The 17,113-nt window shown below is 59.0% G+C and carries 15 protein-coding genes; 8 read left to right on the forward strand and 7 right to left on the reverse strand.

Translation table 11 applies throughout. From position 1 onward, the window contains the following. Nucleotides 1-172: 172 nt before the first annotated feature. The gene (hexR, locus tag KGA83_RS07395; RefSeq protein ID WP_007954250.1) at nt 173-1,039 is read right to left on the reverse strand and encodes a transcriptional regulator HexR; all 867 of its coding nucleotides are present in this window, start codon (nt 1,037-1,039) and stop codon (nt 173-175) included. Between the two features lie 193 nt (nt 1,040-1,232). After that, entirely contained in the window at nt 1,233-4,103 is a 2,871-nt protein-coding gene (locus tag KGA83_RS07400; protein ID WP_108218839.1) for an EAL domain-containing protein, read from the reverse strand. 257 nt (nt 4,104-4,360) lie between these two features. Between KGA83_RS07400 and uvrD the strand changes: the two genes are divergently transcribed. From uvrD to KGA83_RS07420, 4 genes are all read left to right on the forward strand, one after another. Then, nucleotides 4,361-6,544, forward strand: coding sequence for a DNA helicase II (gene uvrD, locus KGA83_RS07405; RefSeq protein WP_108218838.1), 2,184 nt, complete (start codon nt 4,361-4,363; stop codon nt 6,542-6,544). A gap of 135 nt (nt 6,545-6,679) precedes the next feature. Next, on the forward strand, nt 6,680-7,120 hold the full coding sequence (locus KGA83_RS07410; RefSeq protein ID WP_007971691.1) for an EamA family transporter: 441 nt from the start codon (nt 6,680-6,682) through the stop codon (nt 7,118-7,120). A 179-nt stretch (nt 7,121-7,299) separates the two neighbouring features. Continuing rightward, complete coding sequence (locus KGA83_RS07415; protein WP_108218836.1) at nt 7,300-8,178, forward strand: Tim44 domain-containing protein; 879 nt, start codon at nt 7,300-7,302, stop codon at nt 8,176-8,178. Nucleotides 8,179-8,316: 138 nt separating this feature from the next. Further along, on the forward strand, nt 8,317-8,724 hold the full coding sequence (locus KGA83_RS07420; protein WP_003187120.1) for an SMI1/KNR4 family protein: 408 nt from the start codon (nt 8,317-8,319) through the stop codon (nt 8,722-8,724). A gap of 22 nt (nt 8,725-8,746) precedes the next feature. Here the strand turns inward: KGA83_RS07420 and KGA83_RS07425 are convergent, their stop codons facing one another. Then, a complete protein-coding gene (locus KGA83_RS07425; RefSeq protein WP_223529296.1) occupies nt 8,747-10,510 on the reverse strand; it encodes a cation:proton antiporter in 1,764 nt (587 codons plus the stop codon). A gap of 287 nt (nt 10,511-10,797) precedes the next feature. On the opposite strand from KGA83_RS07425, the gene KGA83_RS07430 reads away from it, so the two are divergent. Next, entirely contained in the window at nt 10,798-11,280 is a 483-nt protein-coding gene (locus KGA83_RS07430) for an acyl-CoA thioesterase (protein WP_007934430.1), read from the forward strand. A 93-nt stretch (nt 11,281-11,373) separates the two neighbouring features. Here the strand turns inward: KGA83_RS07430 and pdxY are convergent, their stop codons facing one another. Beyond that, complete coding sequence (pdxY, locus tag KGA83_RS07435) at nt 11,374-12,246, reverse strand: pyridoxal kinase PdxY (RefSeq protein WP_108218834.1); 873 nt, start codon at nt 12,244-12,246, stop codon at nt 11,374-11,376. Between the two features lie 118 nt (nt 12,247-12,364). Here pdxY and KGA83_RS07440 point away from each other — a divergent pair, with 118 nt between their 5' ends. Beyond that, on the forward strand, nt 12,365-12,778 hold the full coding sequence (locus tag KGA83_RS07440; protein ID WP_108218833.1) for a DUF3301 domain-containing protein: 414 nt from the start codon (nt 12,365-12,367) through the stop codon (nt 12,776-12,778). A 4-nt stretch (nt 12,779-12,782) separates the two neighbouring features. Here KGA83_RS07440 and KGA83_RS07445 read toward each other — a convergent pair whose 3' ends face one another. Then, nucleotides 12,783-13,754, reverse strand: a complete 972-nt coding sequence (locus tag KGA83_RS07445) for a CobW family GTP-binding protein (RefSeq protein ID WP_108218832.1) — start codon at nt 13,752-13,754, stop codon at nt 12,783-12,785. Nucleotides 13,755-13,781: 27 nt separating this feature from the next. Between KGA83_RS07445 and KGA83_RS07450 the strand changes: the two genes are divergently transcribed. Further along, nucleotides 13,782-14,138, forward strand: a complete 357-nt coding sequence (locus KGA83_RS07450; RefSeq protein ID WP_108218831.1) for an NADH:ubiquinone oxidoreductase — start codon at nt 13,782-13,784, stop codon at nt 14,136-14,138. Nucleotides 14,139-14,153: 15 nt separating this feature from the next. Here KGA83_RS07450 and zigA read toward each other — a convergent pair whose 3' ends face one another. Continuing rightward, nucleotides 14,154-15,359, reverse strand: coding sequence for a zinc metallochaperone GTPase ZigA (gene zigA, locus KGA83_RS07455; protein ID WP_108218830.1), 1,206 nt, complete (start codon nt 15,357-15,359; stop codon nt 14,154-14,156). Nucleotides 15,360-15,500: 141 nt separating this feature from the next. Here zigA and KGA83_RS07460 point away from each other — a divergent pair, with 141 nt between their 5' ends. Continuing rightward, entirely contained in the window at nt 15,501-15,878 is a 378-nt protein-coding gene (locus tag KGA83_RS07460) for a glutamine synthetase (protein WP_108218829.1), read from the forward strand. Here the strand turns inward: KGA83_RS07460 and KGA83_RS07465 are convergent. Then, nucleotides 15,875-17,077 carry an N-acetylmuramoyl-L-alanine amidase gene (locus KGA83_RS07465; protein WP_223529298.1) on the reverse strand — a complete coding sequence of 401 codons (1,203 nt, stop codon included), beginning with the start codon at nt 17,075-17,077 and terminating at the stop codon, nt 15,875-15,877. The two genes, KGA83_RS07460 and KGA83_RS07465, sit on opposite strands and share 4 nt — an antisense overlap. Nucleotides 17,078-17,113: the final 36 nt, after the last annotated feature.

Here is a 17,113-nt window from a genome sequence, read left to right on the forward strand (position 1 = left end):
TTCAAGATAGGCGCGGGGGATGACGGTTTGGCGGCTCGGGGGTTACAGACTGATGAAAATTGCGTCGTATTCGAGGACGCCATCGCGAGCAGGCTCGCTCCCACAGGAGATCGCGGTCAAAGGTGGGAGCGAGCCTGCTCGCGATTAAGGTCGGAACGACCTTACGACGACGTCAGTCGTCCAGCGCTTTCACCGACTTGGGCGACAACCGCAAGCTGCGCAGGCTGCGCTTGACGCTCTTGAGGTGGTTGACCAGGCTCGGGCCACGGGCCATGGCTACGCCCATCGCCAGCACGTCGATCACCACCAGGTGGGCGATACGCGAAGTCAGCGGCGTATAGATTTCGGTGTCTTCATGCACATCGATAGCCAGATTGACCGTAGACAGCTCGGCCAACGGTGTCTGGCTCGGGCACAAGGTGATCAACGAGGCACCGCTTTCACGCACCAGGTTGGCGGTGATCAACAGGTCCTTGGAGCGCCCGGATTGGGAAATGCAGATCGCCACGTCGGTTGGCTTGAGCGTTACGGCCGACATCGCCTGCATGTGCGGGTCGGAATACGCCGCAGCGGTGAGCAGCAAGCGGAAGAACTTGTGCTGGGCGTCCGCCGCGACCGCACCCGAGGCGCCGAAGCCGTAGAACTCGACACGCTGGGCCTGGGACATCAGTGTCACTGCCCGCTGCAACTCCAGCGGATCGAGTTTCTCGCGAACCTCCATCAGCGTATGCAGGGTGGTGTCGAAAATTTTCAGGCTGTAGTCGGCGACCGAATCATCCTCATGGATCGCAAACTGGCCGAAACTCGCACCTGCCGCCAGGCTCTGGGCCAGCTTGAGTTTCAGGTCCTGAAACCCGGAACAACCGATGGCGCGGCAGAAGCGCACGATGGTCGGCTCGCTGATGCCCACGCTGTGGGCCAGGTCGGCCATGGAGCTGTGCATCACGGCCGCAGGATCAAGCAGCACGTGGTCGGCGACCTTGAGCTCCGACTTGCGTAACAGGTGGCGAGACTGGGCGATGTGTTGCAGCAGATTCAAGGGGCTGGACTCTTTGTTATTGGCAGGTGCCGGGGATGTAGCACGCTTGTAGTTATACTACATGAATCGGCTTTTTGCCTGCTCAATGCGTTACCGAATCCCTCGATTTCACGTGCCCGCGCTTCATGTAGCACTGATGCCCTGGTCGCAAGGCTTTACGTCGCCCCACAAAACCCGACGGGAATCAGCCCATTCAATTCGAACATTGCTCTCGCAACAGGATCGCCAGCGCCTGCGACTCGATGGGCCGGCTGATCAAATAGCCCTGCACTTCATCGCAGCGCTCGGCTTTCAGGAACTCAAGCTGTTCTTCCCGCTCCACCCCTTCCGCCACGACCTTCAGCTTCAGGCCGTGAGCCATGGCAATGATCGCCCGGGTGATCGCCGCATCCTCGGTGCCCTCTCCCAACCCGCGGATAAAGGCTTGGTCGATCTTCACGTAATCCACCGGGATACGCTTGAGGTAGCTCAGGGAGGAGTAGCCAGTGCCAAAATCATCAATGGCCAGTTTCACCCCGAGATCACGCAACTGCTGGAAGGTGGCGATGATGTGCTCGACGCTGTCCAGCAACTGGCTTTCAGTGAGCTCCAGCTCCAGGAGATGCGGTGCCAGCCCGGTTTCTTCCAGCACCTGCCGCACCAGGCTGACCAATTTGCCCTGGCGCAATTGATGCACTGACAAGTTGACCGACACCCGAATCGCCTCAAGCCCCTCCCGCTGCCACTCACAGGCTTGCCAGCAGGCCTGACGCAGCACGAACTCACCGATCGGGCCGATCAATCCGGTTTCTTCAGCCAGGCCGATGAAGTCCCCCGGCGGCACACGGCCCATGGTCGGATGATCCCAGCGCACCAACGCCTCGGCGGCATTGAGCTTGCCCGTGGCAAGGCACAGCTTGGGTTGGTAAAAGACCTTCAACTGTTGTTCTTCGACGGCCTTGCGCAAATGGTTTTCCAGCTGTAACCGCTCCAGCGTGCTGGCTTGCAAACTGTCGGTATAAAACTGGAAATTATTACCACCCAGGTGTTTGGCGTGCTGCATGGCCATGTTCGACTGACTGACCAATGCAGAAATTTCCCGGGCGCTGTCCGGCAACAAGCTGATGCCCATCGACACGCTGACCACCAGTTCATGCCCCTCAATCGTCACCGGCAAACGCAGCTTGCTCGCCAGGCGAGTCGCCACCCGGGCCAGGCTCGAAAGGTTGCCGTAAGAGTTGAACAGCACGGCAAACTCATCACCGGAAAGGCGCGCGATGGTGTCTGCTTCAGGCAATGCATTCACCAGCCGCCGGGATATTTTCTGCAGCAACTGATCGGCGACTTCATGCCCCAGGCTGTCGTTGAGTTGCTTGAATCGATCGAGATTGATGTGCAGCAATGCCAGGCTGCGATAACCGCCCTGCCTCACTCGTTGATGAGCCTCACTGAGTCGCTCGCGGAACATCGAACGATTGGCCAGACCGGTAAGTTCGTCGTAATGGGTCAGATAGCGCATTCGCTCTTCGGATTCTCGACGGGCTGAGAGATCGGCGAAAAAGCCCACAATATGGCTGACATTTCCCCGAGTATCACGCACAGCATTCAGTTGCAGCCATTGCGGATACATCTCGCCGTTCTTGCGGGTTTCCACCAATTCGCCCTGCCAGTTGCCTTGCTGCTCCAGCGCCTGATGTATTGCGGCGTAATGCCGACGCGCATCGCGACTACATGGCAGCTCAATGACATTGCGTCCGATCATGTCCTCGATGTCATAGCCGGTCACCCGACTGAAGGCTTGATTGATCGCGATCAGGGCGTAGTTCGGATCGAAAATCACGATCCCTTCGCTGGCCGCCTCGAACACGGTCGCCGCCAGTTGCAGCTGCTCTTCCAGGCCTTTGCTGACGCTGATGTCGCGGCGAGTGCCGACCATGCGAATCACCCGGCCGTTTTTGGCACGCTCGACCGCCCGCCCGCGGTCCTCGATCCAGACCCAGTGGCCGTCGCCATGCCGCACGCGATACTCGATTTGATAGTCCTCGGTGCGGCCCTTCAAATGCTCGACCAGCGCCCTTTTCAGCGCAGGAAGATCCTCGGGATGAAGGCGCGGCTTGAGGTGACGCAGTATTGCCGTGACCTGTTCAGGCTCCAGGCCGAACAATTCCTGAATCTGCGTGTGATGGACTTCGTCAGTTTGCAGATTCCAGTCCCACAACCCCAACTCGCTGGCCTTCAATGCCAGCGCCAGACGCGCCTCACTCTTGCTCAGCGCCTGGTTGGCGGCGTCCAGTTCCAGACTGCGCTGAGCGACACGGTTTTCCAGGTCGATCTGGATTTCTCGCAATTCGGTTTCGGCACGCCGACGCTGTTCAATCTCCTTGGCCAACTTCTGATTGAGCTGATCACTGCAGCTTTGTGCCTGCTGCAGATGCTCGATCAGTGCCTGATTCTGAAAGCGTCGCATCAAGCCCCGATCGATCAATCGATTGACTTGCCAGGCAACCACGCTCAATGCACCGAGCAGGATCAGCCCGAACCAGCCCCAACCTTGCTGCTGTTCGTCAGCCCCCCAAAACATATAGGCGATGGCCGGCAACAGGCAGGGCAAGGTAAATGACAGAAATGCCGGCAAACTGACCGCATAAGCAACACTGGCCGAGAGCGCTGCGGCACCGATGAGGCCGAAGACCCAGGCTTGCTGAATGAAGTTATCGGCGGGAACCAGGGCGATGCCGGCACCCGCCAGGGTCAGGCCCGTGAGGCCGGAGCCCAGCAAAAACATCCGTCGCCAAATGGGATGGGCCTGACGGTTGGGAATGGCCGAATCGAAGGCTGCGACCTGAATCACTCGCAATGCCACCAAAGACAACAACCACACCAGCCATACGCTGACCAGGAAATAGCGCTGCGGGCTCCAGAGCAAACCGGCACAGACCAGGCCATTGATCAGCATGAACAACGTGGGCAGCAGCGAGCCCTGATACAACAGGCGCGTGCGTTCGACCGCCATTTCCATGGCGTACTGCTTACGGATGGCCCTGGGCTCCACGATAGGGCCCGACAGGTCGAAGCTGAGGGTCATAGGCAATGTTCTTGTTCTTATAATGATGAGCATGGGCCCGAAACTGCTCGGAGCATACACAAGCAATGGCCCGGACCAAACTGCTGCCGATCAATAAATGGCCAAATTTTTTCAGCCGCCGACACCCCTGAAAACGCTGTGGACACGCCCCGCCAACGCCTGCAGCCCATGACCGACCGGTCGTCCTTCACTTAACTTTCATCGGCTAAAGCGAAGCGGGGTTTGCCCGGTGTGTCGCCGCCCCCTAGAATGCCCTGATGCGCGATGATCTCTCCCTTCTGCTGAACTCCCTCAACGATGCCCAACGCCAGGCTGTAGCAGCCCCCGTGGGTCGTCAGTTGGTCCTGGCCGGTGCTGGTTCCGGTAAAACCCGAGTGCTGGTGCACCGTATCGCCTGGTTGATCCAGGTCGAAAACGCCTCGCCCCACTCCATCCTGTCGGTGACCTTCACCAACAAGGCCGCTGCCGAGATGCGCCAGCGCATCGAGCAGCTGATGGGTATCAACCCGGCCGGCATGTGGGTCGGCACCTTCCACGGCCTGGCGCACCGCTTGTTGCGGGCGCACTGGCAGGAAGCGGGCTTAAGCCAGACGTTCCAGATTCTCGACAGCGACGACCAGCAACGGCTGGTCAAGCGGGTGATCCGCGAGCTAGGTCTGGACGAACAGCGCTGGCCGGCCCGTCAGGCCCAGTGGTTCATCAACGGGCAGAAAGACGAAGGCCTGCGTCCGCAACACATTCAAGCCAGCGGCGACCTGTTCCTGGCGACCATGCGCGGCATTTATGAAGCCTACGAGGCCGCTTGCCTGCGCGCAGGCGTTATCGACTTCTCCGAACTACTGCTGCGTGCTCTCGACCTATGGCGCGATCATCCGGGGCTGCTGGCGCACTATCAGAAGCGCTTCCGGCACATTCTGGTGGACGAGTTCCAGGATACCAACGCCGTGCAATACGCCTGGTTGCGCCTGCTGGCCAAGGGCGGCGACAGCCTGATGGTGGTGGGCGACGATGACCAGTCGATCTACGGCTGGCGCGGCGCGAAAATCGAGAACATCTACCAGTATTCCGAAGACTTCCCGGACGCCGAAACCATTCGCCTGGAGCAAAACTATCGCTCCACCGCGGGTATCCTGAAGGCTGCCAACGCCTTGATCGCCAACAACACCGGGCGCCTGGGCAAAGAACTCTGGACCGATGGCGGCGAAGGCGAAGCGATCAATTTGTACGCCGCGTTCAACGAACATGACGAAGCCCGCTACGTTGTCGAAACCATCGAAAGTGCGCTGAAAACCGGCTTGTCTCGCAGCGATATCGCGATTTTGTATCGCTCCAACGCCCAATCGCGGGTTCTGGAAGAAGCTTTGCTGCGCGAGCGCATCCCATACCGTATCTATGGCGGTCAACGCTTCTTCGAACGCGCCGAAATCAAGAACGCCATGGCTTACCTGCGGTTGCTCGAAGGACGGGGCAACGACGCCGCGCTGGAACGGGTCATCAACGTGCCGGCCCGTGGTATCGGCGAAAAAACCGTCGAAGCGATCCGCGACCATGCGCGCCACAGCGACGTGTCGATGTGGGAAGCGATGCGCCAACTGGTGGCCAACAAAGGCCTGACCGGTCGCGCGGCCGGCGCCCTTGGCGCGTTTATCGAGCTGATCGAGAACCTCTCCGCCAAGTGCATGGATATGCCGCTGCACCTGATGACCCAGACCGTCATCGAGCAGTCGGGGCTGATCGCCTATCACGAAGCGGAAAAAGGCGAGAAAGGCCAGGCCCGGGTAGAAAACCTTGAGGAACTGGTCAGCGCCGCGCGCAACTTCGAAAACAGCGAAGAAGACGAAGACCTGACGCCATTGGCAGCGTTCCTCGGTCACGCGTCGCTGGAGGCTGGCGATACCCAGGCCGACGAGCACGAAGACAGCATTCAACTGATGACCCTGCACAGCGCCAAGGGCCTGGAATTCCCTTACGTGTTCCTGGTGGGCATGGAAGAAGGCCTGTTCCCGCACAAGATGAGCCTGGAAGAACCCGGCCGCCTTGAGGAAGAGCGTCGCCTGGCCTACGTCGGCATCACCCGGGCCATGCAGAATCTGGTGATGACCTTTGCCGAAACCCGACGCCTTTATGGCAGCGAGACCTACAACAAAGTGTCGCGCTTCGTACGCGAGGTTCCGAAAGGCCTGATTCAGGAAGTGCGGCTGTCCAACAGCGTCAGCCGTCCGTTTGGTGGCAACCAGTCGATGAGTGGCAGCAACCTGTTCAGCGGCAGCGAGATTCCGCAGACCGGCTTCAGCCTTGGCCAGACCGTACGTCACTCCATCTTCGGTGACGGCGTGATCCTGAACTTCGAAGGTGCCGGGGCTCAGGCCCGGGTGCAGGTGAACTTCAGCGAAGGCAGCAAGTGGCTGATGTTGGGTTACGCCAAGCTGGAAGCCGTTTAAAGACATACTGGATGCTTTTCTGTGGGAGCGAGCCTGCTCGCGATGGCAACACTTCGGTACTTCAGAAATACCGCATCATCGTTCATCGCGAGCAGGCTCGCTCCCACAGGTTGATCTGACCAAAGGCGCTAAAAAATGGGCTCAGGTTTCTTTTCTTCCTGGACATTCTGGGCCCTGTTATCGGCGGCATTCGCGGCAATGACCGCCATTTTCGCGAAAGTTGGCATCGAAAACGTCAATTCCGACTTCGCCACCCTGCTACGTACGATAGTGGTGTTGGTCAGCCTGGCCTTGATTTTGTACGCCACGGGCCAATATCAGTCATTGGGATCGATCTCTGCAAAGAGCTACCTGTTCCTGCTGTTGTCGGGCCTTGCCACCGGTGCATCGTGGATCTGCTATTTCCGCGCACTCAAGGTCGGTCCGGCGTCACTGGTTGCCCCAGTGGACAAACTCAGCGTGGTACTGGTGGCTGTTCTTGGCGTTGTCCTGCTGGGTGAAAAACTCGACCTGCGCCAATGGGGCGGAATCGGCCTGATCACGGCCGGGGTTGTCATGCTTGCCCTGCGACGCTAGGCGACCGTCCTACAAACCCTGTCCACTCATCTGACATATCAAAGTCAAAAGGCCCTATTGCACTGACTGAAGCTGAACACGACCTGTCAGGCAAAAGCCCGAAACACTCTGCCGCTAGCCAGTAACACTTCAGCTGTGCAACATGGCGCGCGTGCCTTCCACAAATGGGAATTCCCTTTATGAAACGTTTTCTTAGCATCGCCATGGCGTTGTGCATCGGCCTGACGATGAGTCTCGACGCCAATGCCGCCAAGCGCTTCGGTGGTGGCAAAAGCGCCGGCGCTGCGCCGACGCACCAGACCAGCCAGATGGCTCCTTCTTCTCCAGGCATGGGCGGCGCCGCGGCGACCGCGGGTGCTGCCGGTGCCGCTGGCGCCGCCGCCAAGGCCGGTGGCGCCTCGCGCTGGCTCGGCCCTCTGGCCGGTATCGCGGCCGGTGGCCTGCTGGCCTCCATGTTCATGGGTGACGGCTTCCAGGGCATGCAGATCTTCGACATCCTGATCATGGCGGTTATCGCGTTCCTGGTCTTCCGCTTCATCGCCGCCCGTCGTCGCAAGCAGCAGGAGCAATACGCTCCGGCCGGTCATGCGCCAATGCAACGTGAAGCGTTCGAGCAGAAGCCTGCCGGCGGTTCGATCTTCGGTGGTTCGGCTGCGCCTGTTGCCGCTCGCCCAGTGATCAATGCTCCAGCCTGGTTCAACGAAAGAAACTTCGTCGAAGCGGCTCGCAATCACTTCCAGTCCCTGCAACAGCACTGGGACGCCAACGAAATGGACAAGATCGCCGAGTTCGTGACCCCGCAAATGCTGGAGTTCCTCAAGCGTGAGCGTGCTGACCTGGGTGACGGTTTCCAGTCCACCTACATTGATGACCTCAATGTACAACTGGACGGCGTGGACGATCGCGCCGACAAGACCATTGCCACCCTGACCTTCACTGGCGTGTCGAAAACCTCGCGTTTCGACCAGGGCGAAGTCTTCAGCGAAAGCTGGAACATGGAACGTGCACAAGGCGAAAACCAGCCTTGGCTGGTGGCCGGTATCCGCCAGAACGGCTGATACCACGCAGAACTTCACCTGCTGTAAACAAAACCCCGGCTCAGGCCGGGGTTTTCTATTTCGCGGTTGCATCTATAGCAAGCTACTGTATAAACCGCCCCATATAAACCGCGCCATACAAGCAAGAGGATCCCGGACGTGGAAGAAATCATCGAACAACTGCGTGAAGCCAACGAACCGGTACCGGTCCCCTTGGAATTGCCCGACGAAGACCTGCTGGTCGAAATCGAAGAACAACTGTTCATCGATATTCCGTTCGTCTTCAGAGAGTTTCTGCTGACTGTCAGCGACGTGGTCTACGGCAGTCTGGAACCGGTCACCGTGACCGACCCGCAATCCCACACCTACCTGCCCGACGTTGCCGCCAACGCCTGGGACGCCGGCGTCGATCGCAGCCTGATCCCGATTTGCCAGGACGGTGATGACTACTATTGCGTCGAAGAAGACGGCACCGTGGTGCTTTGGCAAGCCGAAGAAGAGCTGATCGCCGAAGAAACCTGGGAATCGGTGTGGCACTGGGCACGGGACGTCTGGCTGGAAAGCTGACCCAGTCAACGCCGCAGGGTGGTCAATGCCCGGACGACTCCTTGTGATTGTCGAGGGTTTCCAGCAACGCCACCTGCATCCGCGTATGCACACGAATGAACCAGCGCCACAGCAGCGCCGCTACGGCGGCCGCGACCACAGCGATCAGCACCAGCAACTTGTTGGTCGGCAGAATACTGGCCGACAAGGCTGCCAATAGCAAAAAGATCACCAGCAGCGACAGGATCGGGATCACTTCGGCTATCACCCGGCGCACCCGCTGCGTGTGGCGCCCGGCCATTTCCGGCTTAACGCCCATTTCCGCCAGCAACATCGACAGCGCCTTTAGCTTGCGGTACGCAGCAATCAAAAACGGCAGCGATAACAGCAGCGCCCCACCCCAGATCAACGCCTTTTGCCAGCTCGGATCGTTGATCCAGCCTTGCAGGTAAGCTGACATACGCTCGGCGAAGTACGCCCCCGAGAAGAAGATCGCGATCACGAGCGCCAGATTGACTCCTACCTGCAGCAAGATCCGCCGAATCATGGATGCCAGTAACGCCCTCTCACCCTGAGGCTGGATGCTGCGCAGCCATTCGCTGTACATCCCCAACACTCGTCCCAGGCGTTCTGGCATGACACCGGCGAGCTTGATCGACAATGGATCGGCCGCGCGAATCAGATATGGCGTCAGCAAGGTCGTGATTACCGAAACGGCCACCGCGACGGGGTACAGAAAGTCACTGGTGACCTGCAATGTCATGCCTAGCGCCGCGATGATGAAAGAGAATTCGCCAATCTGTGAAAGGCTCATCCCGACCCGTAGCGAGGTGCGTCCGTCATTGCCGGCGATAAATGCACCAAGGCCGCAAGACAACATCTTGCCGAGCACCACGGCTACGGTGATTACGGCGATCGGCCAGGCGTATTGCAGCAGGATCTTCGGGTCGAGCATCAGCCCGATCGCCACAAAGAAAATGGCGCTGAACAGGTCGCGAACCGGTTCAATCAAGCGTTCAATTTTCAGCAATTGCCGGGATTCAGCCATGATCGCGCCGATCAGGAACGCCCCGAGGACCATGCTGTATTCAAGCTTGACCACCAGCAGGCAGAAGCCGAAACACAGGCCCAGCACAGTAATCAGCAGCATTTCGTTGCTGTCGAATCTCGCCACGTAGGCCAGCAACCGCGGCACCATCAGAATGCCAATGACCAACGCAACGATCATGAACAGCGACAGCTTGCCGACTGTAGAAAACACTTCGCCGGAGCTGACCGTACCGCTGACAGCGATGCTGGAAAGTAGCGCGATGATGCCGATGCCCAGGATGTCTTCAACGATCAGCACCCCGAATATCAACTGGGCAAACCGCTCGTTTTTCAACTTCAGGTCGTTGAGCGCCTTAACAATGATGGTGGTCGAGGAAATCGCCAGGATCGCGCCGAGGAACAGTGAATCCATGGTGTTCCAGTCAAACCAGCGGCCAATTTCGTAGCCGATCCAGATCATCAGCACGATTTCCAGGAATGCCGCGATGAATGCCGTGGCCCCGACCTTGAACAGCTTGCGCAGGCTGAACTCCAGGCCCAGGCAGAACATCAGGAATATCACTCCGAGTTCGGCCAGGGTCTTGATGGTTTCTTCGTCGTGGATCAGGCCGAATGGCGGGGTGTGCGGGCCAATGATGAAACCGGCGACGATGTAGCCCAGCACCACCGGTTGTTTCAGCCGATGGAAGAGCACGGTTACCACACCTGCGATCAACATGATCACTGCCAGATCCTGAATGAAACTGATGGCATGCATGGCGTGAGACTCCCTGGACGGCATTGCTCGATCCCCGAACACAGGAAAAGTCTGATCGAGCAAAAACAAAAATCGGAACTGCACGTAGGAAATGCCCTTGAGTCAGGGCTTTTTGCAGGGTAACACCGCGACTTCTGACAGAAAGGCGGTGCAATATATGGAAACAGATCGATCCGGCGTGACGGCGACTCCGCACCCGGCGTCCCGATAACTGTTGGTTTGAAAAAACCGCCGAGGCACCCGCAGAGGTGCATCCCTCAAACCTGGCCTTGACCCGTGAGAATGCTATGGAACCCGGAAACGCCCAGCTGTCGATGACGGTATTGATGACCCCTGACATGGCCAACTTCTCTGGCAATGTTCACGGCGGCACCCTGCTCAAATACCTCGACGAAGTGGCCTACGCCTGCGCCAGCCGTTATGCCGGTCGCTATGTGGTGACGCTGTCGGTGGACCAGGTCATTTTCCGTGAGCCGATCCATGTCGGCGAACTGGTGACCTTTCTCGCCTCCGTCAACTACACCGGCAACACCTCCATGGAGGTGGGTATCAAAGTGGTGACCGAGAACATCCGCGAGCGCTCGGTGCGTCACACCAACAGTTGCTTCTTCACCATGGTTGCGGTGGATGACCAGCGTAAACCTGCATCGGTACCACCGCTGCAACCGCAGAACAGCGAAGACAAGCGCCGCTATATGCAGGCCCAACAGCGCCGGCAGATTCGCCAGGAGCTGGAAAAGCGTTATCAGGAGATCAAGGGCGACGCTTAAAGCTAAAGATCGCAGCCTGCGGCAGCTCCTACAACCAGGTCACATTCCCTTGTAGGAGCTGCCGCAGGCTGCGATCTTTCTGCTCAAATCTGATTAAAAACTGATCGACGTCGCCTCGAACCTCACCCGCGGATGGGCAATCCGGTCCTGAGCCCGAACCAGTTCCAACTCGTAGCTGGCACACGCCTGGGTTTCCAGCAGCACTTCATGCACCGCCGACGCCGTGAACTCGAAAGCTGCCACCAGGCTGTCCCCCAACAGCACACGCGCCAGGAACAGCCCGGACGTCAGATCGCCCACGCCCACCGGCTGACGCGGAAACGCCAGCAACGGGCGCTGCAAATGCCAGCTTCCTTCGGCCGTCACCAGCAGCATCTCGAAGGTCTCTGCCGATTTGCCCGGGTAGTCCAGATGCTTGACCAGCACCGCTTTCGGGCCGCGCACCAGCAATGCACGCGCCATGGCCAGGCAATCGAACAGCGATTGCGGATTGCGCCCCGAGAAGCTGTCCAGCTCCAGTTGGTTCGGGCACATGAAGTCCGCCACGGCGGCGGCCTCTTCCAACAGGAAATCACTGACTTCCGCCGGAACACTGCAGCCCTTCTCCGGATGCCCCATGACCGGGTCACACAGGTACAGCGCTTTGGGATTCATCGACTTGATCCGCGCCACCCCCGTCAAAATCGCCCGCCCCTGGGCCGCACTGCCGAGGTAACCGGAGAGCACCGCATCGCAGTTGCCCAGCTCGCCAATCGCCGCGATACCTTCGACCAGGTCGGGGATCTGGTGCGGCGCCAGCACTTCACCGGCCCACTGACCGTACTGGGTGTGATTGGAGAACTGCACGGTGTTGAGCGGCCAGACATTCACCCCGACCCGTTGCATCGGGAAAACCGCGGCACTGTTGCCGGCGTGACCGAATACCACGTGGGACTGGATAGCGAGCAAATGCGGAGTACGTTTCATGCGGTGGATTTCCGTAAAACGATTGAAATTCTAGCCGCGCAGTATGCGACTAAACGCAGCCTGTACGACAGACCAGCGACGCAGTTAAGCTGACACTATCTTGTTGGAGCACCCTGTGATGCTGACCCTTGGAAATATATTCGTGCTGATGCTGTTCGCCACTGCCGGCGCATGGCTATGGCACAACCACGGCTTGCGCGAGCGCGCGCTGGAGCGGGTCAAGCAGCATTGCGGCAAACTCGGGATCGAATTGCTCGACGGCAACGTAGCCTTGAAAAGAATCGCGTTCATCAGGGATGCCAGTGGTCGGCGACGTCTGGCCCGTGTGTATAACTTCGAATTCACCGTGACCGGCGAAACCCGCCACAACGGCACCATCACCCAGTTCGGCGCTCACAGCGCACAGATTGAGCTGGCACCCTACCCGGTTCCGTTCGACGAAACCGAACCGGTGATCGACGTGGCGAAACCTCGTGCGCAAGTGATCGAGCTGAGCCAGTGGCGTCAGGAACATACCAAGTGGCGACCTTGATTCGTTAACCCGATTCGGATCGGCACGCAGCCAGTTCTTTCTGCAATAGCTCTGCATTCTTCGGCTCACTGAAAATCAGCTCGATACGCGAATCCTGCCGCCATTCACTGGGCCGCCAGTCCAGCACCGAGTTATCCACCGCGTTCACCGATACCCACCCTTGAGCACTGTGGATAACCAGCTTCGCCCGCTTCCAGCCAAGGCTTTCAAGCCAGCGGCCAACCTGCGCGGCATCAAACACCTGGCTCGAATGCCAGCGCCATCCGATGCTCCAGCCACCGTCCTGCTCCTGACTCAAGCAAATGGGCAATGCGGGATCGCTCCAGACGGCCGGCAGCTGCGCCAATCCCTTGGGCACGACGAAGTTATCCACACCTGCCAGTGCCTTGGCATTCAGCCCCGGTAACTCGCTCAAGGGTAGAACCGCCTGTTGCGTCCAGTACAGAGGGGTCGGCGGCAATTGCCCGGCGATTCGCTGGCGACTTACTTCTTCGAGACCTTCAGATTTGTTCAGCAGCAACAATCCCGCATGGCTCAGCGCTTGCTGCTGCGCCTGCGGCAGCGGTTTGCCTGCGGCAAGCGACTGGGCGTCCAGTACCAGTACACAAGGCTGAACAGCCAGCACGCCTCGCCATGGCGCTTCGCTCAATTGCCTGAGCAACTGCGCCGGATGCCCCAGCCCTGAGGGCTCGATAAACAGGCGATCCGGTTGCGCCTTGCGCAACAAACGCCCAAGACCAATCTGAAACGGCGCCCCGTTGACGCAACACAAGCAGCCCCCGGCCACTTCGCCCAGTGCGATACCATCGGCGTCCCGGGTCAGTAGCGCAGCGTCGAGACCGATCTGGCCAAACTCATTGATCAACACCGCCCACCGCTCGCCAGCCGGGCGCTGAGCCAGCAGGTGTTTGATCAGGCTGGTCTTGCCGGCGCCCAACGGACCGGCAATGACATGAGTGGGGATATTCTGCAGCATGGTCGATTATTTCTGAGGAGGTGATGGATGCGGTTGATTGGCTTGTCGTTGCTCCTGGCACTCGTTTCAGGCGAGGCGCTGGCCCAGGCTTGTGTGGTTCACAGCCAGGGCGAGCGGCTTGATGTCAAGGTTTGCCAGCAGAACCGCAACATCCCGCCAAAACTCTTTGCCGATGGCTTCTGCCAGCCGAACCTGGCGGGGCAGAAAGTCGAAGTGCAGTATGTCGATCAATGCCCCGGCGGCGCATTTGGTATCTGCAGCAACGCCCAAGTCGCCAATATGCCCTACCACCAGGATATTCACTATTACGGCGTTGCCACCGACGCGGCATATTTGCAGCCGTACTGCGAGGCCCAGAGCCAGGGCACCTGGCTCAAGCCCTGAGGCGCCAGTAGAGGATCAGGCAACCTCTTCGTACCAAGGGCCGAATGGATCAGACAGCAAACTCCAGCCCTCTACGCCCAGCGCCATTTCCTCTTCAGTCAGCAGGCAGGCGTCCAGCTCGGCCGTGAGCTGCGAGAAGTCGATGTTCTGGCCGATAAATACCAGCTCCTGGCGACAGTCCCCGCTGTCGGCGGTCCAGTTTTTCATGATCCCGGCGGTACTTTCTTCGTCTTGCGGCCATTGGTTTTTCGGTACGTAACGCCACCAGCGCCCGGCAAAACCATAGCGCATCAAACCACCGGCCTGGGACCAGCTGCCAGCGTCCATGTGCTTGCTCGCCAGCCAGAAAAAGCCCTTGGAGCGCAGCAGCTTGCCGTTGTCCCAAGGACCGTCGATGAAGTTGAAGAAACGCTGCGGATGGAACGGCCGGCGAGCCCGGTAAGCACTGGAAGCGATACCGTATTCCTCGGTTTCCGGCACGTGTTCGCCACGCAGCTCCTGCAACCATCCCGGGGCCTGGGCAGCCTTTTCGAAGTCAAAACGACCGGTGTTGAGAATCTTGTTCAAGGGGATTTCACCCATCGCCATCGGAATGATTTCCGCCCGGGCGTTGAGCCGCTCAAGTATGGCGATCAGCTCCTCGCGCTCGTGGCTGCTGATCAAGTCGATCTTGCTGAGCAAAATCACATCGGCAAACTCGACCTGCTCAATCAACAGATCGGTAATCGAACGTTCGTCTTCCTCCCCTAGTGTTTCTCCTCGGGAAGCCAGGCTTTCGGCAGCCTGGTAGTCGAGCAGGAAGTTCATGCCATCGACCACCGTGACCATGGTGTCGAGACGTGCGATGTCGTTGAGGCTCTGGCCGTTTTCATCGCGGAAGGTGAAGGTTTCCGCAACAGGCAGCGGTTCGGAAATACCGGTGGATTCGATTAGCAGGTAGTCGAAGCGACCCTCCCTGGCGAGTTGGCTCACCTCCTCCAGTAAATCTTCACGTAACGTACAGCAAATACACCCGTTACTCATCTCCACCAAGCGTTCTTCAGCCCGATTAAGGCTGACATCACGTTGAACTTCGGTGCCATCGACGTTGATTTCGCTCATATCGTTAACGATGACTGCCACTCGCAATCCATCGCGATTACGTAGTATGTAATTAAGAAGTGTACTTTTTCCGGCACCAAGAAAGCCGGAGAGAACGGTCACGGGGAGTCGATTGGACATCTGCATATTCCTCACAGGGATGCCCGGTCGCTGTGTCGGGCTTGTATAATGTTATACTGTTACATTACAAATAAACCATCCCCCCTTGTCCGGCAGGGCAAAGGATACGATGCTGAACGCGTTCCTTTCCTGAGAAGCCCCATGCACAACGTCCTGAAACCTGCACTGATCATGCTTTCCCTGCTGGTGGCTGCCGACGCGATAGCCCAGATCCCGAGCCTGGCCAAGTGCACCCGCAGCGCCAACCTGCTGGCCTGTGTGGATGCGGATGGTAACGCCTACAGCGTCAACACCGTCGGCAGCACCATCTACCTGCGGGGTTTCGAAACGGCCGGAAAACGCTATTGGGCACAGACCAACAGCCGCTACGGCCAGCTGACGTTTTTCACCGGTATCGCTTCCGATGGCGAGACCTGGGTCGGTTACAACCGACGCGTCGGCTGGACCACGATCAACCGGTTTTCCAGCTCCGGCGGCAGCAGCGCCAAGTTCACCTGCAGCCGGATCGCTGGCTGTTAGGCCGGCTTGTTTTTCTGCTCTTGCTGCCAGGCAAGGTAGCTGTTGATTGGCGGATTTTTCTGAAAGTAGCGCTGCAACCCTTCGAACAGACCGTCAGCCACCGCCTGCTGATGGCGTGTGGTCACCAGCCGCTGACTGTCGCGGGCATTGGATATGAAGCCGGTTTCCACCAGGATCGAGGGCACATCCGGCGACTTCAACACCGCGAACCCCGCCTGCTCCACACGCTTCTGATGCAAGGTGGTGATACCCGCCAGGCTACCGAGCACGGTATTGCCCAGCTCCAGACTGGCGGCGAGGGTGGCATTCATCGACATGTCGAGGATGACCCCGGCGAGCATCGGATCCTTGTCCTTGAGATTCAAAAGGCTCGTCGCTCCCAGCAGGTCCGCGCCATTCTCTTGCTGCGCCATGAAGCGCGCAGTGGCAGAGGTCGCCCCTCCTTCAGACAGGCAGTACACCGACGCTCCCGATGCCGTAAGACGCGGAGCCGCATCGGCATGCACCGAGATGAACATATCGGCATTGTGCTTGCGGGCGATGTCCACGCGCTTGCGCAACGGCACAAAGAAATCGTCATTGCGCACCAGTTTCACGTCGAATCCTTTTTCGCGTTTCAGACGCCTGGCCAGCAACTGAGCGATGGACAGCACCACATCTTTCTCACGCTCGCCCTTGGCCCCGATCGCCCCCGGATCCTTGCCGCCATGACCGGGATCGACCACCACGATGACGTCGCGCATGGGATGGGCCTTGGCTATGGCCACTGCTGGCTCCGCTGGCGACGACGATGGCAACGGTGCGCTGGTTTTCAGATCGAGTACCAGCCGGTGCCCTTGCCCATCCTGGGGCGGCAGCAGGAAGCTGTTGAGCTGTACCGGCTCGCTGAGGTCGAGGACGATCCGCGTATCACCTTTGCCGAAATGCCCGGAGCGAATCGAACGGATCACGCCATCACCCAGGGCCAACTGACTGAAGTCGCTGCTGAGGCCGGCGCCACTGAGGTCGATGATCAGGCGCTCCGGGGTACTCAGTGAGAAGGTCTTGTACTGCACGGGTCCGCTCAGATCGAACACCAGCCTGAGCTTCCCATCCGAGCGCCAAAGCCGTGCGTTACGAATTTGCGTAGCCGCCGCGCCGAAGGGTAAAGCGAAGGCCGCACTGGCCAGAATCAGGTTGAGCAAGTGGCGTCTGTGCATGATGAAGGCCTGTTCATGAAAAAGGCATCGTCGATT

The sequence above is a fragment of the Pseudomonas sp. GL-R-19 genome, assembly GCF_019956375.1.
Taxonomy (GTDB): domain Bacteria; phylum Pseudomonadota; class Gammaproteobacteria; order Pseudomonadales; family Pseudomonadaceae; genus Aquipseudomonas.